Source organism: Streptomyces sp. NPDC024555, assembly GCF_055559335.1.
In genome coordinates this window covers 237,708-255,715 of record NZ_JBVHKV010000008.1, presented here as the reverse complement: position 1 = coordinate 255,715, position 18,008 = coordinate 237,708, and the positions used below count along the sequence as shown (strand labels likewise).

Genomic DNA, 18,008 nt, shown 5'->3' with positions numbered 1-18,008 from the left:
GTCCGCCCGACGGCGCCCCGTCCGCCCGACGGCGGACCCGCCGCCCCCGCCGCCCGCCGCCCGGAGGCGATCCGTGAAGCCCCCCGCGCCCGGCTTCGGCGCTACGGCTCCTCGTCGTCGGGCGAGGACGGGCCGCCCCGTCGTGGCGGGCCCTCCGGGCGCAGGCGTGCCGGAACCTCGGCGAGGCGGGCGGCCGGGTGCCAGTCGCGGCCGCCGGGGAGAGACCAGTGGTAGTGGACGGCGAGGAGGCGCAGGGCGAGGGCGAGGGGGATGCCGAGGGCGGTGCCGATCTGGGGGGTGCCGGAGTACCAGCAGATGACGGTGGTGCCGGAGACGACGAGGGCCACCGTGGCGTAGAGGCCGTTGCCGCCGAACACGGCGGGGCGGCGGCCGAGGACGATGTCCCGGAGCGCGCCGCCGCCGATGGCGGACATGGTGCCGAGGAGGACGGCGGGGAGCCAGCCGAGGCCCGCCTGAAGGGTCTTGTTGACGCCGGCGACCGACCAGAAGCCGATGACCGCCGCGTCGAGCACGGTGAAGGCCCGCGTCCAGACCGCCTGGCCCATGTTCATCAGGAAGGACATCAGGATGCCGGCGAAGCAGGTCGCGAGGTACGCGTAGTCCGTCAGGGCCACCGGGGTGCCGTGCTGGAGGAGCACATCGCGCATAAGGCCGCCGCCGAGACCGGAGAGGAGTCCGACGACGAGGAAGCCGAAGAGGTCCAGGCCCTCCTGCCGGGCGATGACCCCGCCGAGCACCGCGCACCCCAGGACACCGGCCAGGTCCAGATAGCGGGTCGCCATGGTCAGTTCGGTGGTCACCTGGAACGCGAGGACGAGGGAGGCCATGGCATGCACCGTAGGCACGGCACCGGACGGATTCCCGGGGCGACCCGCCCGTACCGTTGCGGACCTCCGTAGCCACTCCTCCCGTCAGTGCGCCGCGTCCAGCCGTGCCCGCTGTTCGTCCGTCAGTTCCAGGTCGACCGCGGCCAGGCTCTGCGTGAGCTGGGCGACCGAGGAGGCGCCGACGAGGGGGAGGACGGGGAGGGGGTGGGCGAGTTGCCAGGCGAGGACGACCTGGTCGGGGGTGGCGCCGGTCTCCCGGGCGACGGCGTGCAGGACGGCGAGGCGGGCGGGGGTGCCGGGGTGGTCGTAGTCGGCGGGGAGCGGCTTGTCGGGGCGGGTGTAGGCGCCGCCCAGGAGCGGGGAGTAGGCGACGAGGGAGAGACCGGGTTCGGCGCGGAGGTAGCCGAGGAGTTCGGGGCCGGCGTGGCCGAGGCTGCCGTCCTGGAAGAGGGGGCTGGGGACGTCGAAGCGGGGGCGCAGCAGGCTGTGCTGGTACTGGAGCACCTCGTAGCCCGCCAGTCCGGCCGAGGCGGCGAGGGAGCGGGCGCGCTCGACGCGCCAGACCGCGTGGTTGCTCGCGCCCAGCAGGCCGACCGTGCCCTGCGCCACCAGCTCGCCGAACGCCCCGACGGTCTCCTCCAGCGGGACGGTCCGGTCCTCGATGTGCGCGTAGAGCAGGTCGATCCGCTCCACGCCGAGCCGCTCCCGGCTGCGCTCGACGGCCTCGCGGACGGCCTTCGCGGACAGGCCCTCCGGGTTGTCGACGAAGCCGGTGCCGGGGGCGAGCGGTTCCGCGCCGAGCTTGGTGGCGATGACGATCTCGTCCCCGACGCCCCGGCTCCGCCGCCACCGGCCGAGCAGCCGTTCGCTCTGGCCGCCGAGGCCGCCGTCGACCCAGTACGCGTAGTTGTCGGAGGTGTCGATGAAGGTGCCGCCCGCCTCGACGAAGTGGTCCAGGATCGCGAACGAGGTCTTCTCGTCGGTCACCGAGCCGAACAGCATGGCGCCCAGGGCGAGTGCGCTGACCTCGCGGCGCGTGGCGGGGCCGGAGCCGATGGTGCGGTACTTCATGGGTCCCCCTCGGGTCGCGGCCGTCGTCGTTCGGCGGCCGTGGGAGGGAGTCTGCGTGTTGAAGTGCGCTTCAAGGCAAGCGCCGTGGGGGTACGGGGGAGGGCGGATCCCCCTACGCTGAAGCGGTTGGCCCGATCCCTGCGACTTCCCGTACCGAGGAGCGGCCCGTGACGACAGGTGGAACCGAACCCCAGCCCCCGCCCTCGCCCCTGTCCCAGCCTCCGATCGACACCAGCAGGCCCCATCCCGCCCGCGTCTACGACTATTTCCTGGGCGGTACGGACAACTACCAGGCCGACCGCGACTTCGCGCGGACGCTGCCCGAGGAGACGCGGGCGAACGCGGCGGGCAACCGGGCGTTCATGCACCGGTCCTCCGCCTGGCTGGCGGGCCGCGGGATCGACCAGTTCCTGGACATCGGCGCCGGTATCCCCACGGAGCCCAATCTCCACCGGATCGTGCAGGCGGTCGTGCCGTCGGCCCGGGTCGTGTACGTGGACCACGACCCGATCGTCCTGCGGCACGCGCGGGCGCTGCTGAGCGGGACGCCCGAGGGTGCCACCGGCTTCGTCCACGCCGATGTGCGCGCGCCGGAGGTGATCCTCGAACGGGCCCGGGAGCTGCTGGACTTCGGCCGGCCGGTGGCCCTGTCGCTCAACGCGGTGCTGCACTTCGTCACCGACGACGAGGATCCGTACGGACTCACCCGCACCCTGGTCGGCGCGCTGGCCCCCGGCAGCTTCCTGGCCCTCTCGCACGGGACCATGGACGAGCATCCGGAGTTGCGGCGGAAGGTCGAGTCGGCGTACCGGGAGGGGGCCATTCCGCTGGGCATCCGGACGCACGCGGAGGTCCTGCGGTTCTTCGAGGGGCTGGACCTCGTGGAGCCGGGGCTCGTCCCCGCGAACGCCTGGTACCGGGACGGGCCCGCGCCCGCCGCCGGGCGCAGCGGGTTCTACGCGGGGGTCGCCCGGGTGGGCTGACGGGCCGCCCTCAGACCTGGAGCGGCTTCGCGAAGCAGCGGCTGCTGTCGTACGTGCGGTAGTGGCCGAACTTGTCGCAGGGGGTGTAGCCGCTGGAGACGTACAGCGCGATCGCCTCGGGCTGGCGGTCGCCGGTCTCCAGGACCATGCGGGTGCGGCCCGCCGCGCGGGCGTCGTCCTCCAGGGCGGCCAGGATGCGGCGGGCCAGTCCCTGGCCGCGCCCCTCGGATATGACGAACATCCGCTTCAGCTCGGCGTCCCCGTCGGAGTAGCCCTCCGCGTTGCGCTCCTGCGCGCGCCAGCCGCCCGTGGCCACCGGGCGGTGCGACGCGTCGTACGCGAGCAGGTACAGACCGTGCGGGGGCGTGAACATCGAGGCGTCCAGCGGTGTGACGTCGCCCTCGTCCCCGTAGCGCTCGGCATATTCGAGCTGGACGAGGTCGTTGAGCTTGACGGCATCGGGGTGGTCGTAGGGGGTCGGCCGGATAATCATACGGAGAATGGTACAGGTATGCGGTCTGGGCTCTCGATGTCGTGCTCCCGGTGCCGCGCCCTCGGTATCGTGCCGGAATGCTCACTGCGACCTCCGACAGTGTGCTGCGCAGTCTCCGAACGCCTGTGAACTATAGGAGCGTGCTTTGCTCACTGTGACCTCTGTAAACGTCAACGGTCTCCGCGCCGCCGCGAAGAAGGGCTTCGTCGAGTGGCTGGCGCAGACGGACGCCGATGTGATCTGCCTCCAGGAGGTGCGCGCCGAGGCGGAGCAGCTTCCGGAGGGCGTGGGTGAGCCCGAGGGCTGGCACACCGTCCACGCGCCCGCCGCCGCCAAGGGCCGGGCCGGCGTCTCCGTCTACTCGCGCCGGGCGCCCGAGCGCGTCCAGATCGGCTTCGGGGGCTTCGGTGTCGAGGGGGCCGAGGAGTTCGACACGAGCGGCCGGTACGTCGAGATCGATCTCCCCGGCGTCACCGTCGCCAGCCTCTACCTGCCCTCCGGCGAGGTCGGCACCGAGAAGCAGGAGGAGAAGGAGCGCTTCATGGCGGCCTTCCTGCCCTATCTCGTCGGGCTGAAGGCACGCGCCGCCGCCGGGGGCCGCGAGGTCGTCGTCTGCGGCGACTGGAACATCGCCCACCGCGAGGCCGACCTCAAGAACTGGCGCGCCAACCGCAAGGCCTCCGGCTTCCTGCCCGAGGAGCGGGCCTGGCTGACCCGGGTCTTCGACGAGGCCGCGTACGTCGACGTCGTGCGCACCCTGCACCCGGACACCGAGGGCCCCTACTCCTGGTGGTCCTACCGGGGTCGTGCCTTCGACAACGACACCGGCTGGCGCATCGACTACCAGGTGGCCACCCCCGGTCTCGCCGAGACCGCCGTGAAGGCGTGGGTCGAGCGGGCCGCCACACACCCGGAGCGGTGGAGCGACCACGCGCCGGTCACGGTGGTGTACGAGCGCTGACCCCCGGCCCGGCCACGGTGCCGGTGCCGACGGCTTCACAGCTCCGGTGGCCGCTCACGGGTCCGGTGGCCGCTCACGGCGCCGGCGGCTGCTCCTTCTCGTCCCGGCGCAGCCGCCGGTCCAGGGCCATCGACAGTTCCGCGTCGACCACCGCGCGGGCCAGTGGCCGCAGCTGGGGCGGTTCGTGCTCGGTGCTGTGGGCGCGGAGGGTCGAGACGAACAGCTCGGCCAGGGCGTCCGCGTGCGCGCGGACCTCGCGGCCGGAGGCCAGGACGGTGGCGAGGGGGACGCCCTCGCGGACCAGTTCGGCCGAGACCTCCAGCAGGCGGCGGCTGATGTGGACGACCTCGGCGCCGTCGGTGCCGAGATAGCCCAGCTCCATGGCGGTGGCCAGATTCTCCGGGGTGGACTCGCCCTCGAAGTAGTCGGCGAGCTGCTCGGGGGTGAGCCGGACCGGGACCTCCTCGGTCGGCTCGCCCAGGCCCAGCACCTCCGCGACGTCCCGCCCGCTCTCGAACGTACGGGCAAGATCCGCGATGCCCGACAGGGTGTGGCCGCGCTCCAGCAGCCCGGCGATCGTGCGCAGCCGGGCGAGGTGGTGGTCGTCGTACCAGGCGATACGGCCCTCGCGGCGGGGCGGCGAGATCAGGCCCCGCTCCCGGTAGAAGCGCAGGGTCCGGACCGGGATGCCGGCCTCCTTGGCCAGCTCCTCCATGCGGTACTCGCGGTGCTCGCGTCCTTCAGCCACACCGGCACCCTATCGGCCCGCGCCTCAGCCTTGGCCCGATGTTGTACCGCCGGTAACTTTCCCCGTCGGCCCCCTACCCATCGGTACGCGGCTGCTCTACTCTCCCAACAATGCCAGTGATTGCTGGCAGAGTCGTGTGACGTACCGCGGGAGGCGGCAGCATGGCCCAGCACGAACACGTACGCGTGGCGGTGATCGGATCAGGGTTCGGGGGCCTCGGCGCCGCGGTCCGGCTGCGCCGCGAAGGCATCACCGACTTCGTGGTCCTGGAGCGGGCCGGTGCGGTCGGCGGCACCTGGCGCGACAACAGCTATCCGGGCTGCGCCTGCGACGTACCGTCCCACCTCTACTCCTTCTCGTTCGCCCCCAACCCCGACTGGCCGCGCACCTTCTCCGGCCAGGAGCACATCCGGGCGTACCTGGAGCACGTCGCCGACACCTTCGGAATCCGGCCGCACCTGCGGCTGAACCACGAAGTCACCGTGATGCGCTGGAACAAGGACGAGCTGTACTGGGCGATCGAGTGCGCCAACGGCACCACGCTCCACGCCGACGTCGTCGTCTCCGCCACCGGACCGCTCTCCGACCCGAAGACCCCCGACATCCCCGGACTCGCCGACTTCCCCGGCAAGGTCTTCCACTCCGCCCGCTGGGACCACGACACCGACCTCACCGGCAAGCGCGTCGCCATGGTCGGCACCGGCGCCTCCGCCATCCAGATCGTGCCCGCGATCCAGCCGAAGGTCGGCCGGCTCACCCTCTTCCAGCGCACCCCTCCGTGGGTGATGCCCCGCATGGACCGGAAGATCAGCGGCGCCGAGCGCGGACTCCACCGCGCCCTGCCCTTCACCGGCACACTGCGCCGCGGACTGCTCTGGGGCATCCGGGAGTTGCAGGTCAGCGCCTTCACCAAGCATCCCGACCAGCTCGGCCTGGTCGAGCGAATAGCGAAGTCCAACATGGCCCGCGCCATCAAGGACCCGGCGCTGCGGGCCAAGCTGACCCCCGACTACCGCATCGGCTGCAAGCGCATCCTGCTCTCCAACGCCTACTACCCGGCGCTCGCCCGGCCCAATGTGGACGTGGTCGCCTCCGGTCTCGCCGAGGTGCGCGGCTCCACGGTCGTCGCCTCCGACGGTACGGAGGCCGAGGTCGACGCCATCGTCTTCGGCACCGGCTTCCACGTCACGGACATGCCGATCGCCGAACGGGTCGTCGGCGCCGAGGGAATCACGCTCGCCGAGTCCTGGAAGGACGGCGTCCAGGCGCTGCGCGGGGCCAGCGCGGACGGCTTCCCCAACTGGATGACGATCATCGGCCCCAACACCGGCCTCGGGAACTCCTCGATGATCCTCATGATCGAGGCCCAGCTGAACTACATGGCCGACTACCTGCGCCAACTGGACGTGCTCGGCGGCCGGGTCGCGCTGGACGCCCGCCGCTCCGCCGTCGGCGCCTGGAACCGCCGCGTCCAGGACCGGATGAAGCGCACCGTCTGGAACACCGGCGGCTGCGACAGCTGGTACCTCGACGCCAACGGACGCAACACCACCGTCTGGCCCGGCACCACCTCCGAGTTCCGCCGGGTGACCAAGAACGTCGACCTCGCCGAGTACCAGGTCGTCCGGGCCGCCAAGGGCGGATCGGTCCCCGAGCAGCGCCGGCCGCACAACCGGCCCGCCGTGGAGCCGGCCGTCACCGAGGAGGCCGCGCGATGAGCCGCCCGCTGCGCGCCGCGCACCACCGCCCGGTCCCCGTCCGCGAACTCATGGCCGTCTCCGCCGACGGTTCGCGCATACACGTCGAGGTGCACGGCCGCGACGACGCCCCGGCCGTCGTGCTGTCCCACGGCTGGACCTGCAACACCCACTTCTGGGACGCCCAGATAAGGGATCTCGCCACCGACCACAAGGTCATCGCCTACGACCAGCGCGGCCACGGCACCTCACCCGCCGCCGGCCGCGACGGCTACAGCACCGAGGCGCTGGCCGACGACCTCGAAGCGGTCCTCGCCGCCACCCTCGCCCCCGGCGAGAAGGCCGTCCTCGCCGGGCACTCCATGGGCGGCATGACCCTCATGTCCGCCTCCCGCCGCGCCGGGCTGCGCGAGCACGCCGCCGCCGTCCTGCTGTGCAGCACCGGAAGCTCCCGGCTGCTGGCCGAGGCCCGCGTCGTCCCGCTGCGGCCGGGCGCGGTGCGGACCCGGATGACCCGCGCCATACTGGGCGCCCGCGCCCCTCTCGGACCGGTCACCCCGATTTCGCGCCGGATACTCAAGTACGGGACGATGGGGGCGGGTTCGTCCCCCCACCGGGTCGACACCTGCGCCCGCATCGTCCACGACTGCCCCCGGCGCCCCCGGGTCGCCTGGGGCCACGTCCTCGCGGATCTCGATCTCGACGAGGGCGTACGGGAACTCCGGGTGCCCACCGCGGTGATCGCGGGTACGGAGGACCGGCTCACGCCGCCCGTCCACGCCCGCGCCATCGCGGCGGCGCTGCCGGACTGCCTGGGGCTCACCGAGCTGGCGGGCATGGGCCACATGACTCCGGTCGAGGCGCCGGACGTCGTCACGGCGAAGATCCGTGAACTGGTGACCGCGTACCTTCCGGCGCGCGGCACCGCCGTTGCCGAGGACAAGCAGAAGGAGGAGGAAGTCGCATGAGCGGCAGGCGGAGTCTCGAAGGACAGGTCGTCGTCGTCACCGGCGCGGCACGCGGCGTCGGCGAACTGCTGGCCCGCAAGCTCTCGGCGCGCGGCGCGACACTGGCACTCGTCGGCCTGGAGCCGGACGAGCTGAAGAAGGTCTCCGAGCGGCTGCACGGGGAGAGCGACCACTGGCACGCCGACGTCACCGACCACGAGGCCATGGCCCGGGTCGCCCGTGAGGTCAAGGAGCGCTTCGGCAAGGTCGACGTCGTCGTCGCCAACGCGGGCGTCGCCACCGGCGGACCCCTCGTCGACTCCGACCCGGTCGCCTGGCGCCGGGTCATCGAGGTCAACCTCATCGGCGGCGCCGTGACCGGCCGGGCCTTCCTGCCCGTCCTCATGGAGAGCCGGGGCTACTTCCTCCAGATCGCCTCCCTCGCCGCGATCACCCCCGCCCCGATGATGAGCGCCTACTGCGCCTCCAAATCGGGCGTGGAGGCCTTCGCCCACAGCCTGCGCGCCGAGGTCGGCTACCGGGGCGTGAAGGTCGGCGTCGGCTACCTCTCCTGGACCGACACCGACATGGTGCGCGGCGCCGACGAGGACGACGTCATGCGCGAACTGCGCCAGCGGCTCCCCTGGCCCTCCAACCGCACCTACCCCCTCGGCCCGGCCGTCGACCGCATCGTCGCCGGAATCGAGCGGCGCTCCCCGCACGTCTACGCCCAGTGGTGGCTGCGCGGCATGCAGTCCGTCCGCGGCTACCTCCCCTCCCTCATCGGCGTCGTCGGCCAGCGCGAGATGAAGCGATTCGCCCCCCGGCTGGAGGGCATGCGGTCCGGCCTCGTCGGCGCCGGAGGCGCCGCCGACCAGGACGAACGCGCATCACGCCAAGGGGCCGGCACAGAGGGTCAATGATCGAAATGCGAGGCTTCACCCGTCGTGCGAGTGTGGGTCCGGGCCCCGCGAGGGCCCGTCCCCCACACGCCGAGGAGTGACCAGCATGGGCATCGCCGACCAGTTCAAGGACAAGGCCAAGGACCTCGCCGACCAGGGCAAGCAGAAGATGGGCGACGGCGACAACGACAGCCAGGACCGGTCGCAGGACATGCAGGACCGCGCCCGCGACGCGGCCGACCAGGGCAAGAAGAAGGCCGAGGGCGCGGCGAACGACATGAAGGACAAGTTCAACCGCTGACCCGGCGGCCTGAACGCGAGGGGCGTGCCCGGAACCGTCCGGGTGCGCCCCTTTCGCACGCCCCCTGCCGGATACCGGCAGGAATCCCCCCACCTGTTTGCCGCCTTCGCCCGGTGACGTCCCCTCCCCGCCCCGGCGATCATGGGATCCGGCACGGCCCTGGTGACGGGGGCCGCATGAGGCGGGGAGAGGGAGGGGACATGGACACCCTGGACACGATCGGGGCGGTGTTCGTCGCCGTCATCAGCGTCGGCTGCGCGCTCTGGGGCGGCCGTTCCCTGCTCCGGCCGGCGACCGCCCCGGAGAACTTCCGGGGTTCCGTCTGGGCCGCACGCTCCTGGGGCGGTGCCTACTTCGTGATCGGCGTCTGCCAGACGATCCGCATGATTGCGAAACTCCTCGGCCACGAACTGACCTGGGTCGGGGAAATGACCATGGTCCTGGCCACGCCCCTCCTCGTGGCCGCCTTCATCGCCACCTACGTCTCCCGCCGCCGGGCCCGGCGACGCGGGGACGTCAGCCTGTCTTGACGCTGTCGATGAACGGTGCCCATGCGGCGGCGTTGATGACGAGGGCGGGGCCGTGGGGTCGCTTGGAGTCGCGGACGGGGACGAGGCCGGGGTGGCCGTCGGCTACTTCGAGGCAGTCACCGCCGCTGGCATTGCTGTAGCTGCTCTTGCGCCACGTTGCGAAGTCCTGGGCCACTTCCAGGCAGTCGCCCCCACTGCCGTTGCTGTAGCTGCTCTTGCGCCAGCTGGCGATGCTGAGGTCAAGGTCGGTCCTGGCCATGCCGGTACTCCTCAGCCGCGTTCCGGGGGAGGGAGCGCGGGATGCCCTGGGCGGCAAGGTGGCATCCCGCACCGTGGCGTCAGCCTGCCTTGACGCTGTCGATGAACGGTGCCCATGCGGCGGCGTTGATGACGAGGGCGGGGCCGTGGGGGCGCTTGGAGTCGCGGACGGGGACGAGGCCGATGTGCCCGTCGGCTACTTCGAGGCAGTCGCCGCCGCTGGTGTTGCTGTAGCTGCTCTTGCGCCAGGTGGCGAAGTTCGTCGCCACCTCCAGGCAGTCGCCCCCACTGCTGTTGCTGTAGGTGCTCTTGTGCCAGGTGGCAGCGTGGAGGTCGGGGTGGGTTCTGGCCATGCCGGGCTCCTTGTCAGCCTGTCTTGACGCTGTCGATGAACGGTGCCCATGCGGCGGCGTTGATGACGAGGGCGGGGCCGTGGGGGCGCTTGGAGTCGCGGACGGGGACGAGGCCGGGGTGTCCGTCGGCTACTTCGAGGCAGTTGCCGCCGTCGCCGTTGCTGTAGCTGCTCTTGCGCCACGATGCGAAGTCCTGGGCCACTTCCAGGCAGTTGCCACCGCTGCCGTTGCTGTAGCTGCTCTTGTGCCAGGTGGCAGCGCTGAGGTCAAGGGTGGTCGTGGCCATGCCGGTGCTCCTCAGCCGCCTCCTTGATCAGAGCGAGGGACGCCTCCGGCGGCGATGCGGCGGCCCTCAGGCGATCGTATGCCTTGCGGTACTGCATCACGAGAGCCGGATCATCGATGGTCTGACCGTGGTAGGCACCCTCGGTGTAGACGATGGGCGGCTCGCTGTCGAACTCCATGTGGAACATCGGCAACTCGGTGAACGCGCGCGTCGGCCCGTTCCACGGGAGGATCTGTAGAACGATGCGGCCACTCTGCGCGAGGGCCGCGATGTGGTCCAACTGCTCGGCCATTTCCACGGGCGCGACGATGGAATGGTGCACCACGGACTCGTGGAGCACCACCCAATATTCCGGACGCTTCGGGTTCTCGAAGAGCTTCGCCCGCTGCATCCGGGCGGCGATCTTGGCTTCCACTTCCTCCGGGATGTCGAGCGGATGCGTGGAGCGGATGATGTTGTGGGCGTAGGCCCTGGTTTGGAGCAGCCCAGGGATCAAGGTGCCGGACCATTCGTGGATGCATGTGGCCCGGGTCTCCGCTTCCGCGATGTTGGTGAAGAACGCCGCATGCGCCCCCTGCCGGGCCTTCCGCACGTCTTCACAGCGTCGCTCGAAAAACCCGTTCGTCTTCAGTACCAGGTCCACGTGCCGCGCCAGTTCGACCGGCATCCGTCGGTGGCCGTGCTCGATCTCGCTCAGGTACGTCACGCCGAAGAAGCTGCCCTCCACGAGCTTTTCGAGGGTCAGGCCGGCCAGCTCACGCTGGAAGCGAAGCTCCTTGCCGTAGAACTGCGGGACGCCCGCCGATCCGTCGATCTCTTTGCGTGTGGCCACCGCTGACCGCCTTTCGCGCTGTTTTCCGTGGAGCGGGATCGGCTTCAACGGTAGGCGTCCGTACGGCAGCCTGTGAGTCGTTCGTCACAGTCAGCAACGAAAGGTGTACGGCACTCATGAACGACTCACAGGCCGTCGAGGCGTACGACATCGGGTCCGAGATCGACGCACTGCGCGCCGCGCTCCTCGCGCACGGGATCAAGCTGCCGTCCCTGGGCGTCGACCCGCTGACGCTGGCCGCGCGGACCAGCAGGCCGCCGCTGGTCGCGTTGGGGAACTGCAACGCGGAGACGGCGCGGCGGCTGGTGGAGGTGCTGCGGGCGGCGGCGGTGGGGCAGGCGTGAGCGTGCTGCCGTTCGCGGTGGATCTGGTGGCCGTGCCGAGGGCGGTGCCGGAGGTGCGGCGGATACTGCGGGGCTGGTTCGCGGGGGATGACACGGGCGATCTGGAGCTGTGCGTGGGCGAGTTGCTGTGCAACGTGATCGCGCACGTCGGCGTGGGGACGCCCGTCACCCTTCGGGTGAAGGGCACGGGCGGCGAACGCATCCGGGTGGAGATGTGTGATGCCGCGCCCTCGCTGTGGCCGATGCTGCGGACCGCGGGGGAGGGGGACGAGTCGGGGCGCGGGCTGCATCTCGTGGAGGCGCTGGCGCTGCGGTGGGGGGTGGAGCAGGGCCCGTACCGCAAGACGGTGTGGTGCGAGCTGCGGGCGCCGCGCGGGGCGGCGGCCCGCAGATGGGGGACGTCAGTGCGCGATGCCGTCGATCAGATCGCGGGCGCCCTGGCGGAGCAGGGCCACGGCGACGGAGGTGCCGAGGGTGGCGGGGTCGAGGCGGCCGGCCCACTCGTGGGCGTTGAGGACCGTCTTGCCGTCAGGGGTGAAGACCTTGGCGCTCAGGGAGAGTTCACCGTTGTGCCCGGCGCGTGCGTAGCCCGCGATGGGGCTGTTGCAGTGGCCCTGGAGGACGTGGAGGAACATCCGCTCGGCCGTGGTGGCGCGGTGGGTGTCGGGGTGGCCTAGGGCGCTGACCAGGTCGATGAGGGCGGTGTCGTCCTCGCGGCACTGGAGGGCGAGGACGCCCGCGCCGATCGGCGGGCACATCACCTCCGTGGACAGCACGTCGGTGACGACGTCGGTGCGGCCGATCCGCTCCAGCCCGGCCAGGGCGAGGAGCAGGGCGTCGGCCTCGCCGGCCGCGAGCTTCTCCAGGCGGCGGTTGGCGTTGCCGCGCATCGGTACGCAGACGAGGTCCGGGTGCGAGGCGGCCAGTTGCGCGATCCGGCGTACGGAGGAGGTGCCGATCCGGGTGCCGGGCGGAAGCTCGTCCAGGGTGAGGCCGCCGGGGTGCACGAGCGCGTCCCGTACGTCGTCGCGCTCCAGGAACGCCGCGAAGGTGGTTCCGGCGGGCAGCGGGCGGTCGGCCGGGATGTCCTTCACGCAGTGCACGGCGAGATCGGCCTCGCCGGACAGCAGCGCCTGGTCGACCTCCTTGGTGAACGCGCCCTTGCCCTCGACCTGGGCCAGATCGCCCATCCACTTGTCGCCGGTCGTCTTCACCGGGACGACCTCGGTGGCGATCTCCGGGTGCAGGGCGGCCAGTTCGGCGCGTACGCGTTCCACCTGGGCGAGTGCCATGGGCGAGTCACGGGAGACGATGCGGATCAGATCGATGGCAGCCATGCTGTGCATGATAGGCCGTCAGATGCGGGCCGTCGGTGCGTGCGGACGCGGACGGTTCAGTGGGTCGTGGTCGTGGTCGTGGCCGGGGGCGTGGCCGTGGCCGGGGTCGTGGTTGTGGCCGTGATCCGGTCCCCGCCCTCGGCGTCCTCGCCCCGGGTGTCCGTGGCGTCCCCGTCCCCCGCGTCCCCGTCCTCGGCCCCGCCCTCCCAGCGGAGCAGGTCGCCCGGCTGGCACCGCAGCGCCTCGCAGAGCGCGGCGAGCGTCGTGAACCGTACGGCCTTGGCGCGGCCGTTCTTGAGGACGGCCAGGTTCGCGGGCGTGATGCCCACGCGCTCGGCCAGTTCGCCCACGGACATCTTCCGCCGCGCGAGCATCACGTCGATGTCGACGACGATCGGCATCAGATGACCTCGTCCAGCTCGGCCCGCATCCGCGTCGCCTCGGCGTCGCGGTCCACGGCCTGGGCCAGCAGCGACCGCAGTACGAACACGATGAGCGCCACCCCGAGGATCGCCAGCCCGATGCCCCCCATGATGAGCGTGACCCCCGGGTCCTCCCGCTGGCCCGGTGCGTTGATCCCCGTCACCGTGAACCAGACCAGCGCCGCCGCGACGACCGCTCCGATGATGCCGTCCACGTACCGGAACGCGGCGTCGGAGAACACCGTGCCGCGCCGCACCATCGTCACCAGCCGCCACACGCACACCAGGGCGACCTGGGCCGTCCCGATCCCGACGATCGTCACCACGCGCAGCGCGGTGAGCGGGAGCGACCCGTCCTCGGGGTCGTTGCCGCTGATCAGCATCCAGGCCATCAGGACCTGGACGAGCACCGTTCCGGTGAGCACCACCGCGAGCACGGCGCGCAGGGTGCGTACTACGAGGTCTCCCACGACCACCACCTCCATCGTTCTGCGATGGAAATCTATTGAATATCGATAGGTTCGGCAAGTGCCGGGGCGGTGCGTGGTGTGCGGTGCACGGTGAGTGAGAGATACCCCCAGGGGTATTTGCTTTCGGGTGAGGGGGCGTCGTACCGTCGGATCCAGATACCCCCCAGGGTATTGATTCGCTCTGTACCAGGAAGGCCGATGCCATGACCGCCGTCTCACCCCTCCCGGCGGAACGCACCGCCGAGGCCGCACCACCGAGGCCCGGCCCGTTCGGGCGGCTCGGGGCGTGGTCGGCCGGGCACGCCCGGACCGTGTTCCTCGTGTGGGCCGTCGTCGTCATCGCCCTCGGCGCCTTCGCCCCGAAGATCAACACGGCGCTCTCCGGCGCCGGATGGCAGGCCGAGGGCTCGCAGTCGGTCGCCGCGCGGGACCTCGCGGAGAAGCACTTCGGCGGCAACGCCTCCTCGGCGCTGCAGATCGTGGTCAAGGCCGACCGGCCCGTCACCGATCCGGCGGTGGCCGAGGTGATCACCAAGGCCGGGGACCTGGCACGGGCCGACGACCGCGTCGGCGCGGTCGTCGCCCCGCAGAAGGGCGCGACGATCAGCCCCGACGGCCGGACCGCGATCGTGCTGGCGGGCGCCGACGCCGACCCCAACACGATGGTGCGGGCCGCCGACGACCTCAAGGACCCGCTCGCCGCGCTCTCCGGGGACGGGATCGAGGTGCACGCCACCGGCGCGTCCGTGCTGTGGAGCGACTTCAACGCCGCCAACCACGACGCGATGATGAAGTCCGAGATCATGTCCTGGCCGGTGACGCTGGTCATCCTGGTCCTGGCCTTCGGTTCGCTCGTCGCCGCCGGGCTGCCGCTGCTGCTCACGATGGCCGGGCTCGCCGCGTCCGCCGGTTCGCTCGTCCTGCTCACGCACCTGACGCCGATCTCGGTGTGGGCGATGAACTTCGCGATGATGTTCGCGCTCGCCCTCGGCATCGACTACGCGCTCTTCATGGTCATGCGCTTCCGCGCGGCCCGTTCCACCCGGCGCGAGAACGACACGGTGGGCGCGGTCGCCGAGACGATGGACACGGCGGGCAAGGCCGTCGCGCTCTCCGGCGCGACCGTCCTCATCAGCCTCTCGGCCGTCATGCTCGTGCCCTCGCCGGCGTTCCGGTCGATGGCCGGCGGCATCATGCTCGCCGTCGCCTTCGTCCTCGCCGCCACCCTCACCCTGCTCCCGGCGGTCCTCGCGAAGCTCGGGCCCCGCATCGACGCGGTGTCGCTGCCCTGGGCCAAGAAGGCCGCGCCCGCCTCGCCGCGCTTCACGGCATGGGGCGAACGCCTGTGGCGCCACCCTCTCCGCTACGGCATCGGCGCGCTCGTCGTCCTCGTGGCGCTCGCCGCGCCGGTGATCGGGCTGCGGACCGCGATGCCGTCCATCAACGTGCTGCCCGAGGACGCCTCCGCGCGGGCCGGGTACGCCGCCGTGCAGGAGTCCTTCGGGCCCGGCGCCCCCGGCACGCTCCAGATCGTCGTCCCCGCCGACGTGGCCGGCGAGGCCGTACGCGTCACCGGAGCCACGGACGGCATCGCGCAGGTCATGCCCGCGCAGCCGGCGGCGGACGGCAGCGACTGGGCGATGATCCAGGCCGTCCCCGACGTCGACCCCTCCGACAAGGCGCTCTCCGGCACCGTGCACACCCTGCGCGCGGACCTGCCCGAGGGAAGCCTCGTGGGCGGCGCGCCGGTCGAGAACCTCGACCTCCAGCACGTCCTCACCGAGAAGACACCGCTGGTCATCGGCGTCGTCATGGTGCTCGGCTTCCTGCTGCTGCTCTTCGCCCTGCAGGCACCCGTCATCGCCGCCCTCGGCACCCTCGCCAGCCTGCTCTCCACCGGCGCCGCCTTCGGCGTCGCGCGGCTCCTTTTCCAGGACGGCCACCTCGCGGGCCCGCTGGGCTTCACCTCGCAGGGCTTCCTGGACGGCTGGGCACCCGTGTTCTTCTTCGCGATGATCTTCGCCATCGCCATGGACTACACGGTCTTCCTCCTGGCCTCCGCCAAGGAGCACTACGAGCGCACCGGAGACCCCAAGCAGGCCATGGTCGGCGCCCTCGCCCACTCCGGCCGGGTCGTCTTCGCCGCCGGGGCCGTCATGGTCGCCGTCTTCTTCACCTTCGCCATCTCCGGACCGCTGCCGCCGAAGGAGATGGGGATCGTGCTCGGCGTCGCCGTCCTCCTGGACGCGGCACTCGTCCGCCTCGTCCTCCTCCCCGTCCTCCTGCGGCTCACCGGGCGGGCGGCCTGGTGGAGCCCGAAGTGGCTGCGGCGGGTGCTTCCGGCGGTGCGGTTCTCGCACGGCTGAGGGGTACGGCCAGGGGATGCGAGCGGCGGCGCCGGTACGGCGCCGCCGCTCGCGGTACGCCCGCCGGACACCGGGTGGGCGGGGCGCGTCCCCAACCCCCTTGCATTGGCCCGGGGATGACACTTCCTGACACGATGCGGGCATGACCGAGGACATACGCACCCGGGGCGAGGCGCTGGTCGCCGCCGCCCTGGCGGGGGACGGTAAGACAGCGCGGCGGCACACGGACTACTTCGTGCTGGGCCATCGGGTGGACCAGGGGATTCCGTACTGGGAGCGGGCGGTGGAGGCGGGGGACGCGTTCTCGCACTACACGCTGGCGCGGTACCGGAAGATCCGGGGGGACCGGCGGGCCGGGGAGGCGCTGTACCGGGCGGCGGCGGAGCGGGACGCGGGGTGCGCGTACGGGCTGGGCACGCTGCTGATGGAGGACCGGAACCCGGAGGCGGCCGAGTGGTTCCGGCTGGGGTGGGAGCGGTGGCGGCACCTCGGCTGCAAGATCGAGCTGGGGAAGCTGATGGCGGCCGAGGGGCGGCACGCCGAGGCGTCCGCGTTCCTGATGAAGGACGCCGAACTGGGGGACATCGCGGTCTTCCGCTGGTTCCAGCTCTTCGACTCGTTCCGCGAGACCTTCGAGCGCACGGCCGCCGCCCTCGACGCGGCGGAGGCCGACGGGGACGAGGACGCCGCCGAGGCGGCCGTACGGATCCTCTTCGACCTGGACGAGCACTTCGCGGACTACCCGGGGCTGACCGCCGAGGCCGACGCGCTGTACGGGCGCGGTGCCGCGCTCAGTGCCCGCGCCGCGCTGTTCCACGCGATGTTCCTCGTCGAGACGGACGAGGACGCCTGGCCCCGCGCCCGCGCCATCCTGGCGGACGCCCATGAGCGCGGTGCCGAGCAGGCCGCCTCCACGCTCGGCATCAACCACGAGAAGCGCGGCGAACTGGCCGAGGCCGAACGCGCCCACCTTCTCGCCGTCGAGCGCGGCGAGGAGAAGCCCCGCTGGAACCTCGCCCTGCTCTGCAAGCGCCAGGGCCGCTACGACGAGGCCGAACGCTGGTTCCGGGAGATCGGCGAGGACGACAAGGACGCCGCCCGCGAGCTCGACCGCATCGCCCGCTTCCGGTCCGGTGACCTCTCCGCCCCCGACGCCGACGACCTCGCCCGCCTGCCCGCCCTCCGCGAACGGGCCGAGGCGGGCGACCTGCGCGCCGGATACGAGTACGCCGCCGCCCTCAACGACTGGGACGGCTCCAACGCCGCCTATCTCCTCCGCTGGATGGAACCCGCCGCCGAGGCCGGCGACCAGGACGCCGCGTTCGCCGTCGCCGGGCTCTACGAAAAGCTCCGCCGCTTCTCCCTGCGCGACGCCTGGCGCCGCCGGGCCGCCGACGCGGGCCACCTCACCGCCTGTTCCCAGATGGCCTGGCTCTCCGACCACCACCACGACTACCAGGAGTCCGAGCGCTGGTTCGTCCGCGCCGCAACCGCTGCCGACGAGGACGACGGCCAGGGCCTGTACTCCATGCTCGCGGGCAAACTCATGGCCCAGCGCGGCGCCTACGCCGAGGCCGAGCCCTTCCTCCGTACCGCCTGGGAAGAGGGCGAAGACCTCGACTACGGCACCGAGACCGCCGGCTACTACGGCCTCACCCTCCACCGCCTCGGCCGCTCCGAGGAGGCCGTCGACCTCCTGGAGTCGGCCGTCCTCTTCTGGGACGAGGAGGTCCGCCGCCGCTACAACACGGACGACCTGGACACCCTCGCCCGCATGATCGATCCGGAGGAGATCCTGGAGGAGGCGAGGAAGGCGGTGGAGGAGGCCTCGGACGGCTGACGCCGGAAGCCGGTGCCTG

The 18,008-nt window shown here is 71.8% G+C and carries 20 protein-coding genes and 2 pseudogenes; 11 read left to right on the top strand and 11 right to left on the bottom strand.

Annotation, left to right across the window (positions count from 1 at the left end; translation table 11 throughout):
- Positions 1-101: 101 nt before the first annotated feature.
- Complete coding sequence (locus ACZ4FH_RS16205) at positions 102-848, bottom strand: trimeric intracellular cation channel family protein (RefSeq protein ID WP_467305221.1); 747 nt, start codon at positions 846-848, stop codon at positions 102-104.
- 84 nt (positions 849-932) lie between these two features.
- On the bottom strand, positions 933-1,919 hold the full coding sequence (locus tag ACZ4FH_RS16200; protein WP_467305220.1) for an aldo/keto reductase: 987 nt from the start codon (positions 1,917-1,919) through the stop codon (positions 933-935).
- 167 nt (positions 1,920-2,086) lie between these two features.
- Here ACZ4FH_RS16200 and ACZ4FH_RS16195 point away from each other — a divergent pair, with 167 nt between their 5' ends.
- The gene (locus ACZ4FH_RS16195; protein ID WP_467305219.1) at positions 2,087-2,902 is read left to right on the top strand and encodes an SAM-dependent methyltransferase; all 816 of its coding nucleotides are present in this window, start codon (positions 2,087-2,089) and stop codon (positions 2,900-2,902) included.
- Positions 2,903-2,912: 10 nt separating this feature from the next.
- Here ACZ4FH_RS16195 and ACZ4FH_RS16190 read toward each other — a convergent pair whose 3' ends face one another.
- A complete protein-coding gene (locus ACZ4FH_RS16190; protein ID WP_467305218.1) occupies positions 2,913-3,395 on the bottom strand; it encodes a GNAT family N-acetyltransferase in 483 nt (160 codons plus the stop codon).
- 145 nt (positions 3,396-3,540) lie between these two features.
- Between ACZ4FH_RS16190 and ACZ4FH_RS16185 the strand changes: the two genes are divergently transcribed.
- Complete coding sequence (locus tag ACZ4FH_RS16185; protein WP_467305217.1) at positions 3,541-4,356, top strand: exodeoxyribonuclease III; 816 nt, start codon at positions 3,541-3,543, stop codon at positions 4,354-4,356.
- A gap of 73 nt (positions 4,357-4,429) precedes the next feature.
- Here ACZ4FH_RS16185 and ACZ4FH_RS16180 read toward each other — a convergent pair whose 3' ends face one another.
- Entirely contained in the window at positions 4,430-5,071 is a 642-nt protein-coding gene (locus ACZ4FH_RS16180) for a MerR family transcriptional regulator (RefSeq protein ID WP_467305382.1), read from the bottom strand.
- 194 nt (positions 5,072-5,265) lie between these two features.
- Between ACZ4FH_RS16180 and ACZ4FH_RS16175 the strand changes: the two genes are divergently transcribed.
- The 5 genes from ACZ4FH_RS16175 to ACZ4FH_RS16155 all read left to right on the top strand — a co-directional run bounded on the left by ACZ4FH_RS16175 (position 5,266) and on the right by ACZ4FH_RS16155 (position 9,481).
- A complete protein-coding gene (locus ACZ4FH_RS16175) occupies positions 5,266-6,822 on the top strand; it encodes a flavin-containing monooxygenase (protein WP_467305215.1) in 1,557 nt (518 codons plus the stop codon).
- A complete protein-coding gene (locus ACZ4FH_RS16170) occupies positions 6,819-7,769 on the top strand; it encodes an alpha/beta fold hydrolase (protein ID WP_467305214.1) in 951 nt (316 codons plus the stop codon). Before ACZ4FH_RS16175 ends, ACZ4FH_RS16170 begins: the two co-directional genes overlap by 4 nt.
- A complete protein-coding gene (locus tag ACZ4FH_RS16165) occupies positions 7,766-8,671 on the top strand; it encodes an SDR family oxidoreductase (RefSeq protein ID WP_467305212.1) in 906 nt (301 codons plus the stop codon). Before ACZ4FH_RS16170 ends, ACZ4FH_RS16165 begins: the two co-directional genes overlap by 4 nt.
- 85 nt (positions 8,672-8,756) lie before the next feature.
- The gene (locus tag ACZ4FH_RS16160; RefSeq protein ID WP_467305211.1) at positions 8,757-8,951 is read left to right on the top strand and encodes a hypothetical protein; all 195 of its coding nucleotides are present in this window, start codon (positions 8,757-8,759) and stop codon (positions 8,949-8,951) included.
- Positions 8,952-9,151: 200 nt separating this feature from the next.
- Complete coding sequence (locus ACZ4FH_RS16155) at positions 9,152-9,481, top strand: hypothetical protein (protein WP_467305209.1); 330 nt, start codon at positions 9,152-9,154, stop codon at positions 9,479-9,481.
- Here the strand turns inward: ACZ4FH_RS16155 and ACZ4FH_RS16150 are convergent.
- The 4 genes from ACZ4FH_RS16150 to ACZ4FH_RS16135 all read right to left on the bottom strand — a co-directional run bounded on the left by ACZ4FH_RS16150 (position 9,468) and on the right by ACZ4FH_RS16135 (position 11,210).
- Complete coding sequence (locus ACZ4FH_RS16150; RefSeq protein WP_467305208.1) at positions 9,468-9,740, bottom strand: DUF397 domain-containing protein; 273 nt, start codon at positions 9,738-9,740, stop codon at positions 9,468-9,470. The two genes, ACZ4FH_RS16155 and ACZ4FH_RS16150, sit on opposite strands and share 14 nt — an antisense overlap.
- Positions 9,741-9,819: 79 nt before the next feature.
- Positions 9,820-10,092 (bottom strand): DUF397 domain-containing protein, encoded by a 273-nt coding sequence (locus tag ACZ4FH_RS16145; protein ID WP_467305206.1) that lies wholly within the window; start codon positions 10,090-10,092, stop codon positions 9,820-9,822.
- A gap of 13 nt (positions 10,093-10,105) precedes the next feature.
- Entirely contained in the window at positions 10,106-10,378 is a 273-nt protein-coding gene (locus ACZ4FH_RS16140) for a DUF397 domain-containing protein (protein WP_467305204.1), read from the bottom strand.
- Positions 10,359-11,210 carry a helix-turn-helix domain-containing protein gene (locus tag ACZ4FH_RS16135; protein ID WP_467305202.1) on the bottom strand — a complete coding sequence of 284 codons (852 nt, stop codon included), beginning with the start codon at positions 11,208-11,210 and terminating at the stop codon, positions 10,359-10,361. The genes ACZ4FH_RS16140 and ACZ4FH_RS16135 overlap by 20 nt, the downstream gene beginning before the upstream one ends.
- Positions 11,211-11,326: 116 nt before the next feature.
- Here ACZ4FH_RS16135 and ACZ4FH_RS16130 point away from each other — a divergent pair, with 116 nt between their 5' ends.
- The gene (locus tag ACZ4FH_RS16130; protein WP_467305201.1) at positions 11,327-11,554 is read left to right on the top strand and encodes a hypothetical protein; all 228 of its coding nucleotides are present in this window, start codon (positions 11,327-11,329) and stop codon (positions 11,552-11,554) included.
- Positions 11,551-11,895: pseudogene (locus ACZ4FH_RS16125) on the top strand (ATP-binding protein); the annotation flags it as partial. The gene ACZ4FH_RS16130 and the pseudogene ACZ4FH_RS16125, both read left to right, overlap by 4 nt.
- Before the next feature lie 60 nt (positions 11,896-11,955).
- Here ACZ4FH_RS16125 and hemC read toward each other — a convergent pair.
- The 3 genes and pseudogenes from hemC to ACZ4FH_RS16110 all read right to left on the bottom strand — a co-directional run bounded on the left by hemC (position 11,956) and on the right by ACZ4FH_RS16110 (position 13,783).
- Entirely contained in the window at positions 11,956-12,891 is a 936-nt protein-coding gene (gene hemC, locus ACZ4FH_RS16120) for a hydroxymethylbilane synthase (protein ID WP_467305200.1), read from the bottom strand.
- A gap of 173 nt (positions 12,892-13,064) precedes the next feature.
- Positions 13,065-13,292: pseudogene (locus tag ACZ4FH_RS16115) on the bottom strand (helix-turn-helix domain-containing protein); the annotation flags it as partial.
- Entirely contained in the window at positions 13,292-13,783 is a 492-nt protein-coding gene (locus ACZ4FH_RS16110) for a DUF2975 domain-containing protein (protein WP_467305199.1), read from the bottom strand. The pseudogene ACZ4FH_RS16115 and the gene ACZ4FH_RS16110, both read right to left, overlap by 1 nt.
- Before the next feature lie 203 nt (positions 13,784-13,986).
- Between ACZ4FH_RS16110 and ACZ4FH_RS16105 the strand changes: the two genes are divergently transcribed.
- Positions 13,987-16,149: an MMPL family transporter gene (locus tag ACZ4FH_RS16105; protein ID WP_467305198.1), complete on the top strand. Its 2,163-nt coding sequence runs from the start codon at positions 13,987-13,989 to the stop codon at positions 16,147-16,149.
- A gap of 142 nt (positions 16,150-16,291) precedes the next feature.
- Positions 16,292-17,989 (top strand): tetratricopeptide repeat protein, encoded by a 1,698-nt coding sequence (locus ACZ4FH_RS16100; RefSeq protein WP_467305197.1) that lies wholly within the window; start codon positions 16,292-16,294, stop codon positions 17,987-17,989.
- The last annotated feature ends 19 nt before the right edge of the window (positions 17,990-18,008 follow it).

Bases quoted from the DNA above. Each gene is read 5' to 3' on its own strand.
- ACZ4FH_RS16205 (WP_467305221.1), bottom strand. From the start codon at position 848: ATGGCCTCCCTCGTCCTCGCGTTCCAGGTGACCACCGAACTGACCATG.
- ACZ4FH_RS16200 (WP_467305220.1), bottom strand. From the start codon at position 1,919: ATGAAGTACCGCACCATCGGCTCCGGCCCCGCCACGCGCCGCGAGGTC.
- ACZ4FH_RS16190 (WP_467305218.1), bottom strand. From the start codon at position 3,395: ATGATTATCCGGCCGACCCCCTACGACCACCCCGATGCCGTCAAGCTC.
- ACZ4FH_RS16180 (WP_467305382.1), bottom strand. From the start codon at position 5,071: ATGGAGGAGCTGGCCAAGGAGGCCGGCATCCCGGTCCGGACCCTGCGC.
- ACZ4FH_RS16175 (WP_467305215.1), top strand. From the start codon at position 5,266: ATGGCCCAGCACGAACACGTACGCGTGGCGGTGATCGGATCAGGGTTC.
- ACZ4FH_RS16170 (WP_467305214.1), top strand. From the start codon at position 6,819: ATGAGCCGCCCGCTGCGCGCCGCGCACCACCGCCCGGTCCCCGTCCGC.
- ACZ4FH_RS16165 (WP_467305212.1), top strand. From the start codon at position 7,766: ATGAGCGGCAGGCGGAGTCTCGAAGGACAGGTCGTCGTCGTCACCGGC.
- ACZ4FH_RS16160 (WP_467305211.1), top strand. From the start codon at position 8,757: ATGGGCATCGCCGACCAGTTCAAGGACAAGGCCAAGGACCTCGCCGAC.
- ACZ4FH_RS16155 (WP_467305209.1), top strand. From the start codon at position 9,152: ATGGACACCCTGGACACGATCGGGGCGGTGTTCGTCGCCGTCATCAGC.
- ACZ4FH_RS16150 (WP_467305208.1), bottom strand. From the start codon at position 9,740: ATGGCCAGGACCGACCTTGACCTCAGCATCGCCAGCTGGCGCAAGAGC.
- ACZ4FH_RS16145 (WP_467305206.1), bottom strand. From the start codon at position 10,092: ATGGCCAGAACCCACCCCGACCTCCACGCTGCCACCTGGCACAAGAGC.
- ACZ4FH_RS16140 (WP_467305204.1), bottom strand. From the start codon at position 10,378: ATGGCCACGACCACCCTTGACCTCAGCGCTGCCACCTGGCACAAGAGC.
- ACZ4FH_RS16130 (WP_467305201.1), top strand. From the start codon at position 11,327: ATGAACGACTCACAGGCCGTCGAGGCGTACGACATCGGGTCCGAGATC.
- hemC (WP_467305200.1), bottom strand. From the start codon at position 12,891: ATGGCTGCCATCGATCTGATCCGCATCGTCTCCCGTGACTCGCCCATG.
- ACZ4FH_RS16105 (WP_467305198.1), top strand. From the start codon at position 13,987: ATGACCGCCGTCTCACCCCTCCCGGCGGAACGCACCGCCGAGGCCGCA.
- ACZ4FH_RS16100 (WP_467305197.1), top strand. From the start codon at position 16,292: ATGACCGAGGACATACGCACCCGGGGCGAGGCGCTGGTCGCCGCCGCC.